This is a genomic window from Herbaspirillum sp. SJZ106, from assembly GCF_006715495.1.
GTDB lineage: Bacteria > Pseudomonadota > Gammaproteobacteria > Burkholderiales > Burkholderiaceae_D > Herbaspirillum.
Map to the genome: position 1 here is coordinate 340,834 of NZ_VFNI01000001.1, position 17,054 is coordinate 357,887.

A 17,054-nucleotide genomic window follows, 5' to 3' on the forward strand; every position below is an offset into this window, starting at 1 on the left:
AACGTCTGATGGAGCAAGATCATGCAAGAACTGCGTATTCTCAATGGCTATCACCGGGGCGCCACGCTGCCCCTGCTGGATGGCAGCGCCCGCCTGCTGGGCGCGGATGAAGACGCCGATGTGGTGCTGGCCGACCCCGGCATCGTCGGCCGTCATGCCAGCCTGGCGCTGGCCGATGGCGGCTGGACGCTGTCGGCGCTGGATGGCCGCATTCGTCGCGCCGAGTCGAACCGGCCCACCGAGGTGGTGCAACTGGCGTTGGGCGCACTGGCTCGCGTCGATCATATCTGGATCACCGTGGTCGAGGAGAACGTGCCCTGGAGCGACCCGCCGCCGGAGCCCACCGATAGCGAGGAAGCGGTTTCCGACGAGGCGCCGGACGAGCCTGCGGAGGCTGCCGACGGTGCCGCTGCTGCCGCTGCTGGTGCTAACGGCCATCCCGAGCACCCGGACTTTGCCGCAGAGGGCGAGCGTGTCGAACCGGCGCCGCAAGACACCGCGCCCCAGCCGCTGGCACAGGCCATGCCGGCGCATGGCAGCGAGCCGGCTAGTCGCCGCTCGCGCGGCTACAAGATGGTGCTGCTGCCGTTTTTCATTGCCACTGCGCTGACCGGCGCGGCCGCCTACGGCCTGACCAGCCATCCCAAGGAACTGACCGCCGAGGCGCGCGCCAACGAAGCCGAGATCAAGCGCCTGGCGTCGTTGCCGCGCAAGTTGCCGCAAGACGAACTGGAGGCGGCGCTGCGCAAGCGGCTGGCAGAGGTCGATCTGCTCCATCGCGTCATGCTCGAGGTCGATCGCCGCGAATGGACCATTCGCGGCGCCCTCAGTGAAGACGACGCCGACCGCCTGCAACGCATGCTGACGACATTCTCGAAGACCTATGTGATCGATTTCCCGATCAACGTCAAGATCGGCTCGCCGGAATCGATGCTGCCGTTTCGCATCATCCAGGTGATTACCGGCAACGACCCCAGCATCGTCACCGACGACGGGCGGCGCCTCTACGTGGGCGACGAATACCGCGGCATGCGGCTCGCCGCCGTGGCCGGCAACCAGCTCAAGTTCACCGGCAAGCATGCCTTGAACGTGTCATGGTGATGGATCCTCGCGTGTTCCAGGAGGACGTGCGCGCACGGCTCGACGACGTGCGCGCGCGGATCCCCGAATGGCAGTCGGGGCTGCCCCGGCGCCCGGGATTTTCCAGCCAGGGCCGGGTGGCCCAAGTGTTGGGCACCCTGATCGAAGCGCATATGCCGCCGGTGCAGATCGGCGAGCTGTGCAACCTGTTCAATCCCGAGCAGCCCGAGAAGACCATGCTGGCCGAGGTAGTCGGCTTTACCGACAAGGCCTCCATCCTGTCGGCCTTGAGCCCGCTGGAAGGGGTGTCGACCCGTACCGTGATCGAACCGCTGCGGCGTTCGCATTCGATCGAGGTGGGCGACCATCTGTTCGGTTGCGTGCTGGACGGCTTTGGCCGCTGGATGTTCCAGGCGCCGGCGGCGCGCGACAACGTATCGACCTGGCGTGCGATGTCGCCGGTGATCCGCGACGCTCCCGCGGCGACCAGCCGGCCCCGTATTTCGACCCCGCTGGCCACTGGCGTGCGCGCCATCGACGGCTTGTTGACCATGGGCACCGGACAGCGCATCGGCGTGTTTGCCGGCCCCGGTTGCGGCAAGACCACATTGATGGCGGCCATTGCGCGCGGTTGCCAGGCCGAGGCCATCGTGTTCGGCCTGATCGGCGAGCGCGGCCGGGAGCTCAACGAATTCCTGGACCACGAGCTCGATGAAGAGCTGATTCGCAAGACGGTGGTGGTCTGCGCCACCTCCGACCGCACCTCGATGGAACGTTCGCGTGCCGCCTTCACCGCCACCGCCATTGCCGAGGGTTTCCGCGATCGCGGCATGAAGGTGCTGCTGCTGGTCGACTCGCTGACCCGGTTTGCCCGGGCACAGCGCGAGATCGGGCTGGCGGCAGGCGAACCGCCGGCGCGCGGCGGCTTTACGCCATCGGTCTACACGATGCTGCCGCGGCTCATCGAACGCGCCGGCAGCACGCCGCAGGGCTCGATTACGGCCATGTACACGGTGCTGGTCGACGGCGAGTCGGCATCGGACCCGATCGGCGACGAAGCAAAGTCGCTGCTGGACGGGCATATCCTGCTGACGCGCAAGTTGGCCGAGCAGGGCCATTATCCGGCCATCGACGTGCTGGCCAGCATCAGCCGGGTGATGAGCAATGTCACCTCGCGCGAGCATCGCAAGGCCGCTTCGCAATTTCGTGAGTTGATGGCGCGCTACCAGGAGATGGAACTCTTGATCCGCCTCGGCGAGTACAAGTCCGGCGCTGATCCGGTGGCCGACCGCGCGATGGAATTGCGCCCCGAACAACTGAGCTTCCTGCGCCAGGACACCAGCGGCAGCTCCGACTTCCAGGAAACCCTCGATACCCTGATGGAGATGGCCCGATGAGAATCGGCGCCGGCTTCGGCGCGCGGGCTGGCAAGCGCGAGGTGATCGATGTGGCCGAAATGAAGAAGCCGGATCGGCGGCTGGACCAGTTGCTGCATGTGCGCAAGCAGCGCCTGTCGCGCCTGGAGCGGGAACGCAACGAAGCGCGCCAGGCGTGGCGCGAGATACGCCAGCAATTGTCCGGCAAGAAGCAGGATTGGCGCCAGTTGCAGTCGCGCGCCCAGTCCGAGTGGATGAGCGCGCGTGCTGCCTTCTTCAGCATGGGCCTCACCAATGCCGACTTCAAGCGGGCCAAGTCGGTGTATGAGCGGATGAAGCTGGAAGCCGGCGAAATGCGGCTGGCATGCCTGGCGCTGGCGCGCACTTGCCGCCAGGCCGGCACTGCCTTCTTCGCCGCGCGCGACCGGGTCCAGGGGGCCAATAAACAGCAAGAGAAACTGACCGTGCTGCGCGATGAAATGAAGGCGCTGGCATTGGCCCAGAACGCGGAGGCCTGACATGTCCATCTTCCCGGTGTCGCAACTGCTGGGCGAGAAGCCGGGCGAGGCGCCGCCGCCCAAGCCGCGCCAACTGAAGCTGCCGCCCCGGCTGCCCTTGACGCGCAACGATGCCAATGAGGCGCGTCCGGCGCCGCGCACGCCACAGCCCCAGCCCCAGCCGCAGCCAAGACGCCAGCAGCAAGTCGCCGCAGCCAATGCGCGCACGGTCACGCGCCAGCAGGCCGAGCGCGATGCGCGCCAGGCCAGCGCCGAACGCGCACAGGAACAGGCCGATCAGGCCACCGTTCTCCCTTACGAAGGGCAAGGCGGGCAGGGCGGCGGTGGCGGTAATGGCAGCGGCGACAGCGGTGGACAACGGCAACCCGGTCGCGGCGGCGATGATGAACTGGCTGGCGCTGGCGGGGCCGGCATGGCCGAGCTGGCCGCCGACGAACTCGATTGCCATCTGCTGGCCGGCTTGCTGCCCACCGGCGCCGACGACGGTATCTTCGAGGTCCTGCTGCCGGGCGGCGCCAGGCTCGGCGTGGCCGTCGACCTCGGCCAGCGTACTACCTCGTTCCTGCTGATGCCGTCCACCGAGCGGCTGCGCGGTCAAATAAAAAAGAAAAAAATGGAACTGGAAAATGCCCTGGAACGACGTATGGAGACACAAGTCAGGCTTACGGTGCTGTAGAGGGGCAGGCTACCGTCGCGGGGGTATCGCGACTTCGGCCTGACTGTTCATCCGGGGCCTGGCGCGACCATCCAGCGACCCCAACAGGCTTTCATGTCCGATCTCTCGACCGCATCCACTTCATCCCGTGCCGGACATTACGACCTGCTCGAACTCGCGCCAAGCATCGACGCCGGGCAAGCAGACCTGAGCCGTCAGTTGGGCCGCGGGCGTCGCATTGCGCTGCCCGACCCCGCCTTGGAACTGCTGGTGCTGCCGGCGCCCCCGGATGCCGGGCTGCAACCGGGCCTGCGCCTGGTGCTGGCGCAGGGCCCCTTGCTGCTGTGCCAAGGCGAGCGGCTGCTGGCCGGCCTGACCGGCATCGATCCGGCATCTGCGCGCGATGCCGACGGCAAGTGGCCGCACTGGCTGGCCGGGGCGCTGGCCGGGCGCTTGCAGCACACGCCGCTGGCGGCGCTGCAGGCAATCGACCGGCCGACGGCTGGCCAGTCCGACGCGCCCGGCATGGTGCCGCTCCAGTTGCGCCTGCGCGATGGCGAGCATGCGATCGAAACCACCGCCTGGGCCAGCACAGCGCTTTGGCAGACCCTGCTGGCCGACGCCGAACCGTTGCGCATGCCGGCCGCGCGCTGGTTGCCGCTGGCGTTTTCCAGCGTGGTGCCGCTGGCCAGCCACCGCCTTGCGCGGTCGGCCTTCGACGCGCTGCGCATGGGCGATCTGATCCTGCCGGACAACCCGCTATTCGATATCGAAGGAAACGGGCGTCTGCTGTTGGCCGCGCGTCATTGGCGCGTGCGCTACACGGACCATCAACGCCTGCAACTATTATCAGAGGAGAACGCCTTGAACTATGAAGCAGATCCGGATACGGCCATCGATGGCATCGACCCGGATGAATACGAGGCCGACGCGCCAGCCCCGGCCCGGGAGCCCGAAGACGTCGCCTACGGCAACGGGCATGAAGACCCGGTGGCAGGCGACGAGCGCCTGGCCGCGGACGGTGAAACCGTAGCGCCGGGCGAGATCTGCCTGACGCTGCGCTTCGAACTGGGCCGCCTCAAGCTGTCGCTGGACCAGTTGCGCGCGCTCGGCGAGCAGACCGTGCTGACGCTGCACGATGCGTCGGCGCAGTCGATCGCCATCACCAGTTCGGGCGCCGAGGTCGGCCGCGGCGAAGTGGTGTCGGTAGATGGTCGGCTGGGCGTGCGCATCACCCGCTGGGGCCCGGCGTGCTGAGCGGGCAGTTCGATGTCGTTTCGTTCTCGGTGCTGCTGGCGCTCATGGCGCTGGTGCCGTTGATGGTGGTAACGACGACATCCTTCCTCAAGATTTCGCTGGTGCTGCTGGTGCTGCGCAATGCCATCGGCGTGCAGCAGGTGCCGCCGACGCTGGCGATCTACGGAATTTCGCTGGCACTGTCGGTGTTCATCATGGCGCCCACGGTGCAGGAAGTCGGCAAGCGCGCCATGCTCATCGACACCACCAACCCGGCCGCCTCGCGCACTACCCCGATCCTGCAGCGCGCCCAGGATTCGTTCGAGCCGTTGCGCAAGTTCATGCTCAAGATGAGCCACGCCGAGCAGCGCGAGATGTTCCTGGCGTCGGCCAAGAAGTTGTGGCCCAAGGAAGCCGCGCGCGATGCCCAGCCCACCGATGCGTTGATCCTGATTCCGGCCTTCGTGGTGTCCGAACTGCAGACCGGTTACGAGATCGGGTTCCTGATCTACATTCCGTTCGTGGTGATCGACCTGCTCATTTCCAATTTACTGATGGCGCTGGGCATGCAGCAGGTGAGCCCGCAGACCATCACGATTCCACTCAAGCTGCTGTTGTTTACGCTGGTGGGCGGCTGGGCCAAGTTGCTTAACGCGCTGGCGATGTCCTACGTCTGACCTGCCTGCGCCGCAATGGGCGCACTTTGATCCAGTCCAAACCGAGGAGACGGCCATGGCCGATACCATCAATTATTTCCAGCAGGGCCTGTGGATATGCATCATGATGTCCGCGCCGCCGTTGCTCATCGCCACGCTGTGCGGGCTGGGCGTGTCGCTGATCCAGGCCGTCACCCAGATCCAGGACCAGACCCTGCCGTATGTGGTCAAGCTGGTCGCGGTGGCTGTCACGCTGGCCGGCATGGGGCGCTGGATTGGCGTCGAATTGCTGCGCCTGGCCGACCTGGCCTTCACGATGGTGCCGGACATCGGGCGCTGATCCGATGCCTGCGTCGCTATTACTCGATATCCAGGCGGTGCTGGTGACGATGGCGCTGATCACGCCGCGGGTGCTGGTGTGCCTGGTGATCCTGCCCGGTTTCGGCCTGAACGTGCTGACCGGCATGGCCAAGAACACCGCCGCCATGGCCATTGCGCTGCCGGCAGCGCTGCCGACCTTTTATTTCGTGCAGGCCAATGCGCCCGACATGCTGACCTCCGGCGTGATCATCTTCAAGGAAGCCATCATCGGGCTGATGTTCGGCGTCATCATGGCGATCCCGCTATGGGTGGTGCAGTCGATCGGCTCCATTTTCGACAGCCAGCGCTCGCCGATCCAGATCCAGGCCAATAATGCCTCGGTCGACCGTGACGCCAGCGCCATCGGCGCCATGCTGCTGCAGGCGGTGGTGCTGGTGATGGTGCAGGCGGGGATGTTCGTGGCGATGGCCCGCATACTCATCGAGAGCTATGCGATCTGGCCGGCCTTTTCGCTGCTGCCGCCGTTCGAGCCGGGCCACTTCGACATTCTCATCAAGCGCTTCGGCGAATTGCTCTGGTATATCGTGGTCTACGGCGCGCCGGTGCTGATCCCGCTGGTGCTGATCGAGTTCGGTTTTGCCATCGTCGGCGTATTCGCTTCGAACCTGCAGGTGTCGTTCGCATCGGCGCCGGTCAAGAGCCTGGCCGGCTTGCTGATCATGTTGCTGTACTGGTCCACCTTCTCGCATTACGTCGCGGGCGACTTTACCCATGTGCTCGACCTGTTGAAGAGCATGATGGAAGTGCCGGCGGCGCGCTGAGGCTTCAGGAGCGGTCATGAGCGACGAAAAAAACGAAGAACCCACCGACAAGAAGATAGAAGACGCCAAGAAGAAGGGCCAGATCGCGGTCAGTCGCGACCTGGCCCGGCTGGTCACGCTGGTGGTGGTGATGGAGGTCGTTCTCGCCACCGAATCGCTATGGCGCGGGGCCATCTTGAACCTGATGGAAGGCGGGATCGCGGGCGTGGGCCAGGATTTTTCGACCGCCATGAACAACCAGCTGATGTCGGCCGTGATCTTCCTGGCGATCGTGTTCTTCGCCGCCTTCATCATTTGCCCGGTGACGGCGGTGATCGGGCATTGGGGCCAGTTCGGCATCCTGGTGGCGACCGAGGCGCTCGAGCCGAAGCTCGACAAGCTCAATCCGGTCAACGGCATCAAGCAGATATTTTCCAAGAAGAAGTTGTTCGAGCTGCTGATCACGGTGGGCAAGGCAGCGCTGATCGCCTTCATGATGTATGGCGCCATCCACGGCCAGCTGGGCACCATCCTGACGCTGGCGGGAGGCGAGCCGAAGGACGTCTACGACGCCTTCATGACCCTGTTGCGCAATATCTTCCACGGGATCATCGTGGTTTGCCTGATCCTGGGCGTGATCGACTTTGCGATACAGAAGTATTTCCACAAGAAGGATCTCATGATGGATCACGAAGAGATCAAGCGCGAGTTCAAGGAATCCGAGGGCGATCCGATGGTCAAGGGCCAGCGCAAGCAGTTGGCGCGCCAGTGGGCCAACGAAGCTCCGGCCGCCAAGACAGAGAAAGCCAATGCGGTGGTGGTTAACCCGACCCACTTCGCGGTGGCCATGTTCTACGACGCGGTCGATACGCAGGTGCCGGTGGTGCTGGCCAAGGGACGCGACGAGGTGGCGCAGGCGATGATCCAGCGCGCCCACGAATGCGGCATCCCGGTAGTGCGGCATGTATGGCTGGCGCGCACCCTGTATGCCACCTGCCGCGACGACATGGTGGTGCCTCGTTCCAGCTACCAGGCCGTGGCCCAGGTCTATGCGGTGGTGCATGAGCTGGTCGCCAGTGGCGACGTGCAGCGGGAAGTCGAGCTGGAGTCTTTCGGCGAACCGCCGCAACCCGAACCATTGGAGGGGCCGGGCCATGGCGAAAAACCGTGAGATCGTCGAACTGAACGGCGCGTCTCCCAACTGCCCGGCGCCAGTGCCGTCCCCGGCGCTGGACAACCGGCAGCGGCGCTTGCGCCAGGATTGCGAAGTGCGCAGCGTGGCCTTACGCGCGCAGGTGCTGCAATCCAGGCCGGAGTGCGAATTGCCGCTGGGCGACGTGACGGCGCCGCCGGTGGCCGAGCCGGTGATCGAATCGGCGGGCAGCCAGCCGCAGGTGGTGATCGGCCAGGCCGGCACCGGCACCGCCGACAGGGAGGCGCCGTCGCTGTTGCAGCGGTTCATGGCGGTGCTGGCCATCGGCGAGCAAGACAGCGAACAGCGCGCTGCCGACGACGAACGCATCATCGGCAGCGGCGACCGCGCCCATCACCTGGCGTTGATCGCAGGCACGTCGGCGCCGGCGCCGCAGCCGCTGCGCCCCGCGCGCGAACCGTTGATCGCGCGAGCGGCGCCGAAGTCGCGCGCCGATTGCCGGCGCCGTTGCGGCAGGAACGGCTTTTGCGATCCGTCTTCGGACCTTGGCTGCGGCGGCGTCCATTGCGGCAACCCGATCATGCGCGAGGCGCTCTGAGCGCGTGGAGGGGGAACCGCCTGCCATCGAACCCCCACCTATGCCTGTTCAGTCCAGATATTCGAGGGAGCCGAAACATGCAACAGGCATCATTGCAGCAAAGTATCACCCTGAACGACCCCGCCGGCGGCAATGCGACCGGACCGGGACTGCACATGGACATCCGCTCCGGCAATGCAGACGGCGAGCACTTCAAGGCCATGTTCGAGCAATACATGAACAAGGACGCGATGCGCCACAAGCCCAATACCAATTCGCTGGGCAGCGTGCTGGCGCAGCGTACCTCGTCGCTGGCCTCGGAGGTCAAGCAGGACCAGCTGTATGTGTCCAAGCTGCTGGAGCAGGCCAGCCGCACCGGCGACTCGATGCAATTGATGAAGGCGATGATGGCGCTGAGCGACTATCAGATCCGCGTCCAGACCATCTCGAAATGCGTGGCCAAGGCTTCCACCTCGGTCGACTCCCTGACCAAACTCCAGTGATCAAGGCATCGTGATGCCAATACTCTTCAATCCGCCGCTGCGCGGCCCGGCGCCGCGCGCAGGCAGGCCATGGCATCTGTTGCGGGTGACCTGCGTGTTCCTGCTGCTGGCAATGCTGGCCGCCTGCTCCAAGATGGTCATCCTGCAGGCCGCGCTCAACGATGCCGACGCCAACGAGATCATCCTGGTGCTCAATCGCAAGGGCATCGAGGTCGACAAGCAGAAAGGCAAGGAGGGCGTGACCCTGCTGGTCAAGGATGTCGAACTCTCGCGCGCCACCGAGACCATGAATGCCGCCGGGCTGCCGCGACGCAGCCTGTCCAACCTGGGCGAAGTGTTCAAGAAGCAGGGCATGATCTCCTCGCCCATGGAGGAGCGCATTCGCTACATCCATGGCCTGTCCGAGGAACTCGAGTCGACGATGCTGCAGTTCGACAATGTGGTGTCGGCCCGCGTGCACGTGGTGCTGCCCGAACGCATCGCCCCGGGCGAGCCGATCCAGCCCTCGTCGGCGGCCGTGTTCGTCAAGTATCGCCCGCCGCTGGACGAGGACGCGGTGATGCCGCGCATCCGCCGGCTGGTGGCGTCCAGCATTCCCGGGCTATCCGGAGACGACGGCCGCAACAAGGTGTCGGTGGTGATGATGCCGGGTGAGCCGCCCACTCCCGGCATCGAATGGACCATGTTCGGGCCGTTCACGGTGGCGGCGGCCTCTGCCACCGGCCTGGCGCTGACGATGGGCAGCTTGTTCCTGATTGCGCTGTCGAGCCTCGGCTATATCGGCCTGCAGCGTGTGCTGCGCCATCCCAAGGTCGCACATATGCTGGCCAACTTCGCCGCCCGGCGGATCAAGAAGGCGCAGGAAAAAGCGCAGGAGAAGGCCAAGGCCGCAGCCCAGGCGCAAGTCGCCGGTGGGCAGGGCACATGATGGACTTGCCGCCCAGCGCCGATTTCCTGGACTGGTGGTTTGCGCCCTGGTCGTATGCCCGCCGGCATGCCGCGCCGCCATGTGCCGGTACGCTGGGCGCGCGCGATGCCTACCGCGACTGGTGCCGGCAGGCGGCCGTCGATCCGGTCTTGCCGGTCGCCGGCGACCTGCGCTGGCAGATGACGGTGCGCGATGGCGACGAGTTCGGCCGCGCTGCCGAGCTGTTCGGCGGCCTGTTCGCGGCCCGCGCCCGCAACCACGACGAACTGGCCGCGCTATCGCCGGCGCGCCGCCGATGGTGCCTCAGCGTGGCGCTGACGCAGCCGTTGCTGGCCTGGACCGGCGAATTGCCGCAGGCGTTGGCCACCGCCCGCGCGCGCGGCCTGCTGGAAGCGGCGATGCGCCTGGAGCATGCGTTGCCCGGCATGTGGTCGCGTCTGCGCCTGCTGTTGCCGGACGACGAGGCCGGCCAGTTGGGCCGGCGCCTGGCGCTGGGCACGCCCGAGTCGGCCCGCCTGCGCGAGCGTGAACGCAATTGCTGGCAGTTGTGCCTGGCGCAGGCGCGCGGGGCAGGCGCATGATCCCATTGGCCGAAGCGAGCAATAACGTGGAGCAATCGATGAACTCATTTTGCGTGGCGGCGCTGCACATGCCGCCGGGATTGCGCGCCCGCCAGGGAGTAGTGCGCAGCGATGCCTTCTTCATTACCGACGACGCAGGCCTGGCGGCGCAGCACCTGCTGGCCACGGCGCGCGCGCAAGCCGACGGCATCCTGGCGCATGCGCGCGCCGAGGCCGACAGCGCCGTGCGGCGCGAACAGGAACGGGTAGCCGAAGAGGCCGGCCGCATGCTGGCGTTGTTGCAGCAGATGCAGGACGGCGTGCTCGATGAGGCGGCGGGCCTGGCCATTGAACTGGCGCGCCGGATCTTCGACCGGCTGGTGCTCGACACCACGCCGCAGGAGCGGCTGGAAGCGGCCTGCCGGCGGGTGCTGGAAGAGGCCCCGCCGAAGCTCAACGCTGCGGTGGCCTGGATGCACCCGGACGACGCCGCCGGTATCGACGGTACGGCCGGCCTGCCCTGGGAAATCAAGGGTGACAAGCGCCTGCAGCCAGGCACCTGCCGGCTGGAGGCGTCAAACGGCGAATGGCGCGCCGAATTCGGATTGGCCAGCGAGGCCCTGCGGGCGTCGTTGGCGCAATTCATCCCGGCCGCGCCGGCGCCCGATGCCAACGACCTTGTTGCCGTTGGCGAGGACTTCGGGCAGGCCGGGGCGTTGGAAGCGGATACCGATGCCATCGATGGAGATGAAAGTTGAGACTTTTCCGCGGGCATTGAGCGAACCGGGCGGCAGCCGGGGTCACATATCGAAGTGATTCCCATCAGTCAATCCGGAGCCGGGTGCATACGGCCCGGACCGTTCATGCCAAAGGAGCAAGATCATGTCGGACAATCAGAATCCTTACCTGCAGAACCTGCGTCAACTCAATAACCGCTTCGAATCCACCGCTGAGCAGATCAGCGACTTCAACCGTCGCCAGGCCGATGGCGAACATCCGGATCCCTCCGAATTCATGGACCTGCTGAGCAAGCAATCGGTCACGCGCACTGCCATGAGCGCGCAGTTCGGATTGATGCAAAAGCCGCTCAAGACCGTCCTGAATGAAACGCGTTGACGCGATGTTGTCCGAAGACCTCGAACAATGGCTGCAAGGCCTGCCGCTGGGCGAACCCTTTGATATTGGCGGCGAGAGCGTCTACCTGCAGGTCGGCGACGGCGGCGCCGAACTGGGCGTGATCCTGGTGCGCGAGCCGACCGACGCCCAGATCACCGAGTCGATGCGATGCGGGTTCCAATGTGCGCTCGAATTCGAGGCCGGGTTGGCGATTCCCGACGATGGCGATGCGCTGGTGCTCAACCGCTGGTTGCCGGACGCCGAAACCTGGGCCGACGCGGCCGATGCGCTGGAAAACATTTTGAATCAGGCCGGCTTGTGGCGAGCCGCGATGAAACCGTCCAATGGCCGTCAGGCCGAAGACAGCAGTCGGGCCGAGCAGCGTCTGCGCACGGCCCTCAACGGGGGAGCAGCATGAATGTACGTGAAACCATCCAGTCATGGGGCCTTGGCATGCTCCTGGTAATGTTGCTGTTGTGGAGCAGCACCTTGCAGGCCGCCGTGCCTTCGGCATGGAAGGAAGGCGGTTTCTCGATCAACGCCAACGGCATGACCGTGCGCGGCGTGCTCGACGAATTCAGCCGCACCTATGGAGTGCGGCTGCAATTGAGCGCCGAGGGCGGCCAGATCGTCAAGGGCCGGCTCAAGGCCGAGAACGGCGTCGAATTCCTCAACCGGCTGACCAGCGCCAACAAGATGCGCTGGTTCGTCTACAACGATACGCTGTACGTGGTCTCGGCCACCGACAATACCTCGCAACGCATGCAGGTGGGCGAGGACGCCGTGATGGACGCCAAGACCGCGCTGGTGGGTCTGGGCCTGTTCGACGAGCGTTTCGGCTGGGGCGAGCTGCCCGATGAGGGGGTGGTCATCGTCAGCGGCCCGCGCGCCTATGTGGACCTGGCGCGCGAGGTGCTGATGCCGGCCGGCGCCAAGAAGGAAAAACTGCGCGGCCGCCAGGTCATGCTGTTTCGTCTCAAGTATGCCAGCGCCAACGATCGGGTGATCAATACCCGCGGCAAGCCCGAGACCATCCCCGGCATCAAGACCATCCTGACCAATCTGCTGATGGGCGGGCATGGTAGCGGCGGCGAGAAGGTCACCGGCAACAACCGGTTCGATGTCGACAGCCGCAAGCGCTCGCGCAGCGGCAAGATCAACCGCGCCGAACCGGGCGACGGCCAGGAGTCCGGCGAGCGTTTTTCGCCGCTGTTTTCCGCGCCCGGCGCCAACGGACGCAACAACCTGATGGCGCCGGGCGCCGGCCAGGCGGCGTCGCCGGGCGGCTACGACAATACCAGCGGCGCCGGTGGCGCGCAGGACGGCGAAGGCAAGCAGCAGGGGCCGCGCATCGAGGCCGATTCCACCCTCAACGCAATCATGATCTATGACGATATCGCCAAGAAGAGCGTCTACGAGTCGCTGATTGCCCAGCTCGACATCAAGCCGCAGCAGATCGAGATCGAAGCCCTGATCGTCGACATCGACCGCAGCCGGCTGGCCGAGATGGGCGTGGAGTGGGGCGCTCGCGCCGGTGTGGTCAATACCACCGTCAACGGCACCACCACCCAGTCCAGCGGTACCGACCTGCCGTTGCCGGGCGCAACCCTGCTCATCAGCGATGCGGCACGCTTCTATGCCCGCCTGAAGGCCATGGAGTCGAATGGCGAGGCGCGCGTGCTGGCCACGCCGACCGTGCTGACGCTGGACAACGTGGCGGCAGTGCTAGACCTGAGCCAGAGCGCCTATGTGTCGCTGGTGGGGGAGCGGGTGGCCGACATGTCCGACATCACCGCCGGCACCATGCTGCGCGTGATCCCGCGCATCATCAACGATGCCGGTGAGACCCGGGTTCGGCTGGAGGTGGATATCGAGGACGGTTCGCTCAACAATACCGAGTCCGATTCATCGCGCTCGACCAATAACAACGGCAGCGGCACCATCGCCGCCAACGTGACGCGCTCGACCATCAATACCCAGGCCATCATCGATGCGCAGCAGACGCTGATGATCGGCGGCTATCGCGCCGAATCGTTGATCCGCAACAAGCAGAAAGTGCCGGTGTTGGGCGACCTGCCGGTCGTGGGCGGATTGTTTCGCAGCGAATCGCGCTCCAACAGCACCCGTGAACGCTTGTTCCTGATCACGCCGCGCATCACCGGGTTCGACGGCACCCGGCTGGCGCTCAACAAGGCGCGCGGCAATGCAACGCCAGCAGCGCCGGCGCCGAGCCAGCCAGGCATGCCGGCGCCAGGCATGCCCAGCGTGCCGGTGCCAGGGCCCATGCCTAATTCCCAGGTATTGCCGGCGCCGGCCGACGCGGCCACCTCGTCGGGAACGCCGCCGGCCCTGCTGCCGCTACCGGCCAATGCCCCTGGCGCTACACCCAGGCCACCGTCGTCCGACCCGCAGCAGGCCAGCAACATGCCGCACGAAGGATCGCTGATGGGAGTGCATTTGCCGCTGCGCAAGACCAAGAACCGATGCCTGCGGCCGGGAGCGGTGGGGATAATGTAGGGCACTGTCGAGGTCGTCTCCGAAAGGCGGCGGGCAGTCGGAAGGAGCACCGGGGGTGCTCCTTTTTTCGTTGGCCGGGTAGCGTTTTTTTGCGCCTTTGTGGAACCGGAGCGCAAGCCTTTTTCACTCATCATCAGTACCACGGGATCGCACCGGGCCGTAAGGCGCGGCGCAATGGCCGGGGAGGAAATATCAGCCATGCAAGATCGCCAGGATTGTCGTTTCGTCCAGTTTCGCGGTGGTCATATTTGTTGAGAATTTCCCTGTCAGCTTTTCGTTACTATCTATTCCAATCTTGAACGGAAACGCCGCGAAAGGCGCTCCGTTATTGGGTTGTCACTCACCGCTAGGCGCGCAGCGCCGGGGTCGCCGCACACTGCAATGGTGTGCGAGGCGGTGAGAAAAAATGAAAATGGTTCACGCAGCATCCGCAGTTCGGTAACAGATTAGTCAGGTGATTCCAGGTGAGGCCGGGTGCTTTGGGCAACCGTGCGTTTCACAGCGATGCGCCTCTCGTTGCGGGAGGCGCAAGGGGACGGTGTTCGCCTTTTTATTGACGATGTTCACGATGGGAAGCATTTATGTATCGCTCACACCTTGAAGTCAAGCGCCCCTTGCGGCAGATCCGGATGCTCACCGGCCTGGTTGTGCTATGCCTGGGACAGGGGGGCTTGCAGGCGGCTGCCGCTGCCGAGCCGGCGGCGGTGATGAAGTATGCCCCGACGCCGACCTTCGCCGCCGCCGAGGACCAGCGGTTCCAGTTGCTGGCCGGCGAAATCGAGCTGGGCGACGATTGCAACCCGCTGCCGCTGGCCGCTTCCGCGCGCTCCGCCGACACCATCGTGCTGGCCAAGGCGGATGACGAAAAGAAGCCCCGCAACGGCAAGCGCGCCCGGAAGGAAGTCGAACAGCCGGCCACCCTGATCGATGCCGTGCCGATGGCCGCCGCCGCGCCCGCTGCGCCGGCCGCGCTGGGATTGGCCGCCGATGGCAGCCGCGAATGGGAAATTATCGTCTCCGACAAGACCCTCAACGCCACCATGGCGCGCTGGGCGGCATCGGCCGGCTGGCAACTGTTGTGGGAACTGCCGGTGGACTACGCCGTGGAAGCACGTACCCGCGTGCGCGGCACGTTCGAAGAAGCGGTGTCGATCGTCGCCAGCAGCATGGAAAGCGCGGAGATCCCGATGAAGGCGGTCTTCTATCAAGGCAACAAGGTGTTGCGCATCATGGCCAAGGGGAGTGAATGATGAAGGCGTATTCCAGCAAATTACCGCTGCTGCTGCCACTGGCGATCCTGATCGCCGGCTGCAGCGGACTGGCCAACAAGCTCGAAGGCCAGGTCGACCAGGAAGGCGAACGCGCCAGCCGCCTGAGCCGTGACGTCGGCCGCACCGCACCCGGCAGCGTCATGCCGTCGACACCGCTGGTCAAGCACGAATCCGGCATCTGGCTGGGCAAGACGGCGATCAAGCTGGGCCAGCCTTCGCTGCCGCCGATCTTCTATGAACCGACAACCTTCGATCGCACCATCAATTCGCTGACCGAACTGGCCGAACGGATCACCCTGCGCTCCGGCATACCGAGCAAGGTCAGCCCGGACGCGCTGGAAGTGTCCGCAGGCGCATTCCGTTCACGCGGCGCCCCCGGCCTGCCTATCCCGGCGTTGCGGGCAGCCCCGGGCATGATGGCGCAAGCCAATGGTCCGATGTTGCCGTTGCCCGCAGGCACGCCCGGCGAAGGCCAGAGCAGCCCGGTGCAGCCCGGCCGCGGCCCGGCCGCCAATACCGGCCAGGCGCAGCCGACCTTCACCGACCTGCCCAATGGCGTGCGCATTGCCTATAACAGCGGTTCGCTCAAGGGCTTGCTCGATACCGCCGCCGCCCGTTTCGGGGTGTCATGGAAGTTCAGCGATGGCGTGATCCAGTTCTTCCACACCGAATCGCGCAATTTCCAGATCAGCGCCATTCCGGGGGATTCGACCTTCTCGGCCACCGTCACCAGTGGCGCAACCTCCACTGGCGGCACCGGCGGCGGCAACGGCGGCGGTGGTGGCGGTTCCAATGGCGGTGGCGGCGGTAGCTCGTCCTCGGGCGTCAACGCCAACAATACCCAGAATACCCAGGTCGCCTCCAAGCTGTCGGTCTATACCGGACTGGAGTCGGCAATCAAGGTCATGCTGTCGCCGTATGGCAAGGTGCTGGCTTCGCCTGCTACCGGTTCCATCACGGTGGTGGATACGCCCGATTCATTGGAACGCATCGCGTCCTACATCGATGGCGAGAACAAGTCGCTGTCGCGCCAGATCGCCATCAACGTGACCGTGCTGTCGGTCACCCTGAGCGATTCGGACCAGTACGGCATCAACTGGAACGCCGTCTACCGCAGTCTCAACAGCAACTTCGGCATCTCCAATTCCTATGCAGGCGCCGCGACCACCGGCCTGGTGTCGTTCACCGCCGGCGTTCCGGCCACCGGGACCTCCAAGTTCGCGGGTAGCCAGGCGGTGATGCAGGCGCTGTCCGAGCAGGGCCGGGTGCGACGCCAGACCACCGCCTCGGTGGTGACGCTGAACAACCAGCCGGTGCCGGTGCAGGTGGCGCGCCAGACCACCTACCTGCAATCGCTGCAAACCTCGCTGGTGGCGCAGGTCGGCTCGACCACCTCGCTCACGCCTGGCGTGGTGACGGCCGGCTTCAACATGAGCATCCTGCCGCATATGCTGACCAATGGCACCGTGATGCTGCAGTTCTCCACCGACATCTCGACGCTGCGGCGCATCCGCACCATCGTCGGCACCAGCGACTCCGACGGCAGGGTCACCTCGCAGATCGAGTCGCCCGAGCTGGATACCCGCAACTTCCTGCAGCGCGTGGCGATGAAGTCCAACGAAACCCTGATCATCAGCGGCTTCGAGCAGACCGACGACGACCTGGGCCGCTCGGGTGTCGGCGAGGCCAGGAACATGGTGCTGGGCGGCGGTTTCTCGGCATCCACCAACAAGGAGGTGATCGTGGTGCTGATTACCCCGGTGACCATGGGTTCAGCGTCCTGAGGA

Annotated in this window: 19 protein-coding genes; all 19 read left to right on the forward strand. The window is 65.5% G+C overall.

All coding sequences use genetic code 11. From position 1 onward, the window contains the following. The first annotated feature begins 21 nt into the window (after positions 1 to 21). The 19 genes from FB598_RS01490 (at position 22) to FB598_RS01580 (ending at position 17,051) form a co-directional block, all read left to right on the forward strand. Positions 22 to 1,101 carry an FHA domain-containing protein gene (locus FB598_RS01490; protein ID WP_141911947.1) on the forward strand — a complete coding sequence of 360 codons (1,080 nt, stop codon included), beginning with the start codon at positions 22 to 24 and terminating at the stop codon, positions 1,099 to 1,101. Continuing rightward, positions 1,095 to 2,477, forward strand: a complete 1,383-nt coding sequence (locus FB598_RS01495) for a FliI/YscN family ATPase (RefSeq protein ID WP_255463921.1) — start codon at positions 1,095 to 1,097, stop codon at positions 2,475 to 2,477. The genes FB598_RS01490 and FB598_RS01495 overlap by 7 nt, the downstream gene beginning before the upstream one ends. Then, on the forward strand, positions 2,474 to 2,974 hold the full coding sequence (locus FB598_RS01500) for a hypothetical protein (RefSeq protein WP_141911950.1): 501 nt from the start codon (positions 2,474 to 2,476) through the stop codon (positions 2,972 to 2,974). The genes FB598_RS01495 and FB598_RS01500 overlap by 4 nt, the downstream gene beginning before the upstream one ends. 1 nt (position 2,975) lies before the next feature. Continuing rightward, positions 2,976 to 3,650: a hypothetical protein gene (locus tag FB598_RS01505; RefSeq protein ID WP_141911953.1), complete on the forward strand. Its 675-nt coding sequence runs from the start codon at positions 2,976 to 2,978 to the stop codon at positions 3,648 to 3,650. Between the two features lie 93 nt (positions 3,651 to 3,743). Next, positions 3,744 to 4,886 carry a FliM/FliN family flagellar motor switch protein gene (locus tag FB598_RS01510; RefSeq protein WP_141911956.1) on the forward strand — a complete coding sequence of 381 codons (1,143 nt, stop codon included), beginning with the start codon at positions 3,744 to 3,746 and terminating at the stop codon, positions 4,884 to 4,886. Next, positions 4,880 to 5,542, forward strand: coding sequence for a type III secretion system export apparatus subunit SctR (gene sctR, locus FB598_RS01515; protein ID WP_141911959.1), 663 nt, complete (start codon positions 4,880 to 4,882; stop codon positions 5,540 to 5,542). Before FB598_RS01510 ends, sctR begins: the two co-directional genes overlap by 7 nt. A gap of 55 nt (positions 5,543 to 5,597) precedes the next feature. Then, positions 5,598 to 5,861, forward strand: a complete 264-nt coding sequence (sctS, locus tag FB598_RS01520) for a type III secretion system export apparatus subunit SctS (protein WP_141911961.1) — start codon at positions 5,598 to 5,600, stop codon at positions 5,859 to 5,861. A gap of 4 nt (positions 5,862 to 5,865) precedes the next feature. Beyond that, positions 5,866 to 6,663, forward strand: coding sequence for an EscT/YscT/HrcT family type III secretion system export apparatus protein (locus FB598_RS01525; RefSeq protein ID WP_141911964.1), 798 nt, complete (start codon positions 5,866 to 5,868; stop codon positions 6,661 to 6,663). 16 nt (positions 6,664 to 6,679) lie between these two features. Then, positions 6,680 to 7,813, forward strand: coding sequence for a type III secretion system export apparatus subunit SctU (gene sctU / locus FB598_RS01530; RefSeq protein WP_141911978.1), 1,134 nt, complete (start codon positions 6,680 to 6,682; stop codon positions 7,811 to 7,813). After that, positions 7,797 to 8,393, forward strand: a complete 597-nt coding sequence (locus tag FB598_RS01535) for a hypothetical protein (protein ID WP_141911981.1) — start codon at positions 7,797 to 7,799, stop codon at positions 8,391 to 8,393. Before sctU ends, FB598_RS01535 begins: the two co-directional genes overlap by 17 nt. A gap of 77 nt (positions 8,394 to 8,470) precedes the next feature. Further along, a complete protein-coding gene (locus FB598_RS01540; RefSeq protein ID WP_141911983.1) occupies positions 8,471 to 8,875 on the forward strand; it encodes an EscI/YscI/HrpB family type III secretion system inner rod protein in 405 nt (134 codons plus the stop codon). Positions 8,876 to 8,888: 13 nt separating this feature from the next. Continuing rightward, entirely contained in the window at positions 8,889 to 9,803 is a 915-nt protein-coding gene (gene sctJ / locus FB598_RS01545) for a type III secretion system inner membrane ring lipoprotein SctJ (RefSeq protein ID WP_141911986.1), read from the forward strand. After that, a complete protein-coding gene (locus tag FB598_RS01550) occupies positions 9,800 to 10,384 on the forward strand; it encodes a hypothetical protein (RefSeq protein WP_141911989.1) in 585 nt (194 codons plus the stop codon). The genes sctJ and FB598_RS01550 overlap by 4 nt, the downstream gene beginning before the upstream one ends. Before the next feature lie 38 nt (positions 10,385 to 10,422). Continuing rightward, complete coding sequence (locus FB598_RS01555; protein ID WP_183405768.1) at positions 10,423 to 11,121, forward strand: FliH/SctL family protein; 699 nt, start codon at positions 10,423 to 10,425, stop codon at positions 11,119 to 11,121. 124 nt (positions 11,122 to 11,245) lie between these two features. Then, a complete protein-coding gene (locus tag FB598_RS01560; protein ID WP_141911994.1) occupies positions 11,246 to 11,479 on the forward strand; it encodes a hypothetical protein in 234 nt (77 codons plus the stop codon). After that, complete coding sequence (locus FB598_RS01565; RefSeq protein ID WP_255463920.1) at positions 11,466 to 11,897, forward strand: hypothetical protein; 432 nt, start codon at positions 11,466 to 11,468, stop codon at positions 11,895 to 11,897. Before FB598_RS01560 ends, FB598_RS01565 begins: the two co-directional genes overlap by 14 nt. Then, positions 11,894 to 13,996, forward strand: a complete 2,103-nt coding sequence (gene sctC, locus FB598_RS01570) for a type III secretion system outer membrane ring subunit SctC (protein ID WP_141911997.1) — start codon at positions 11,894 to 11,896, stop codon at positions 13,994 to 13,996. Before FB598_RS01565 ends, sctC begins: the two co-directional genes overlap by 4 nt. 581 nt (positions 13,997 to 14,577) lie before the next feature. Beyond that, the gene (locus FB598_RS01575; RefSeq protein ID WP_141912000.1) at positions 14,578 to 15,246 is read left to right on the forward strand and encodes a toxin co-regulated pilus biosynthesis Q family protein; all 669 of its coding nucleotides are present in this window, start codon (positions 14,578 to 14,580) and stop codon (positions 15,244 to 15,246) included. Further along, complete coding sequence (locus tag FB598_RS01580) at positions 15,246 to 17,051, forward strand: PilN family type IVB pilus formation outer membrane protein (RefSeq protein ID WP_141913320.1); 1,806 nt, start codon at positions 15,246 to 15,248, stop codon at positions 17,049 to 17,051. Before FB598_RS01575 ends, FB598_RS01580 begins: the two co-directional genes overlap by 1 nt. Positions 17,052 to 17,054: the final 3 nt, after the last annotated feature.

Excerpts from the sequence above, each read along its gene's own strand:
- FB598_RS01510 (WP_141911956.1), top strand. The coding sequence starts at position 3,744 with ATGTCCGATCTCTCGACCGCATCCACTTCATCCCGTGCCGGACATTAC.
- FB598_RS01495 (WP_255463921.1), top strand. The coding sequence starts at position 1,095 with ATGGTGATGGATCCTCGCGTGTTCCAGGAGGACGTGCGCGCACGGCTC.
- FB598_RS01560 (WP_141911994.1), top strand. The coding sequence starts at position 11,246 with ATGTCGGACAATCAGAATCCTTACCTGCAGAACCTGCGTCAACTCAAT.
- FB598_RS01500 (WP_141911950.1), top strand. The coding sequence starts at position 2,474 with ATGAGAATCGGCGCCGGCTTCGGCGCGCGGGCTGGCAAGCGCGAGGTG.
- FB598_RS01505 (WP_141911953.1), top strand. The coding sequence starts at position 2,976 with ATGTCCATCTTCCCGGTGTCGCAACTGCTGGGCGAGAAGCCGGGCGAG.
- FB598_RS01575 (WP_141912000.1), top strand. The coding sequence starts at position 14,578 with ATGTATCGCTCACACCTTGAAGTCAAGCGCCCCTTGCGGCAGATCCGG.
- FB598_RS01490 (WP_141911947.1), top strand. The coding sequence starts at position 22 with ATGCAAGAACTGCGTATTCTCAATGGCTATCACCGGGGCGCCACGCTG.
- sctU (WP_141911978.1), top strand. The coding sequence starts at position 6,680 with ATGAGCGACGAAAAAAACGAAGAACCCACCGACAAGAAGATAGAAGAC.
- FB598_RS01580 (WP_141913320.1), top strand. The coding sequence starts at position 15,246 with ATGAAGGCGTATTCCAGCAAATTACCGCTGCTGCTGCCACTGGCGATC.
- FB598_RS01525 (WP_141911964.1), top strand. The coding sequence starts at position 5,866 with ATGCCTGCGTCGCTATTACTCGATATCCAGGCGGTGCTGGTGACGATG.
- FB598_RS01565 (WP_255463920.1), top strand. The coding sequence starts at position 11,466 with ATGAAACGCGTTGACGCGATGTTGTCCGAAGACCTCGAACAATGGCTG.
- FB598_RS01550 (WP_141911989.1), top strand. The coding sequence starts at position 9,800 with ATGATGGACTTGCCGCCCAGCGCCGATTTCCTGGACTGGTGGTTTGCG.
- sctJ (WP_141911986.1), top strand. The coding sequence starts at position 8,889 with ATGCCAATACTCTTCAATCCGCCGCTGCGCGGCCCGGCGCCGCGCGCA.
- FB598_RS01555 (WP_183405768.1), top strand. The coding sequence starts at position 10,423 with ATGAACTCATTTTGCGTGGCGGCGCTGCACATGCCGCCGGGATTGCGC.
- sctS (WP_141911961.1), top strand. The coding sequence starts at position 5,598 with ATGGCCGATACCATCAATTATTTCCAGCAGGGCCTGTGGATATGCATC.
- FB598_RS01540 (WP_141911983.1), top strand. The coding sequence starts at position 8,471 with ATGCAACAGGCATCATTGCAGCAAAGTATCACCCTGAACGACCCCGCC.
- FB598_RS01535 (WP_141911981.1), top strand. The coding sequence starts at position 7,797 with ATGGCGAAAAACCGTGAGATCGTCGAACTGAACGGCGCGTCTCCCAAC.
- sctC (WP_141911997.1), top strand. The coding sequence starts at position 11,894 with ATGAATGTACGTGAAACCATCCAGTCATGGGGCCTTGGCATGCTCCTG.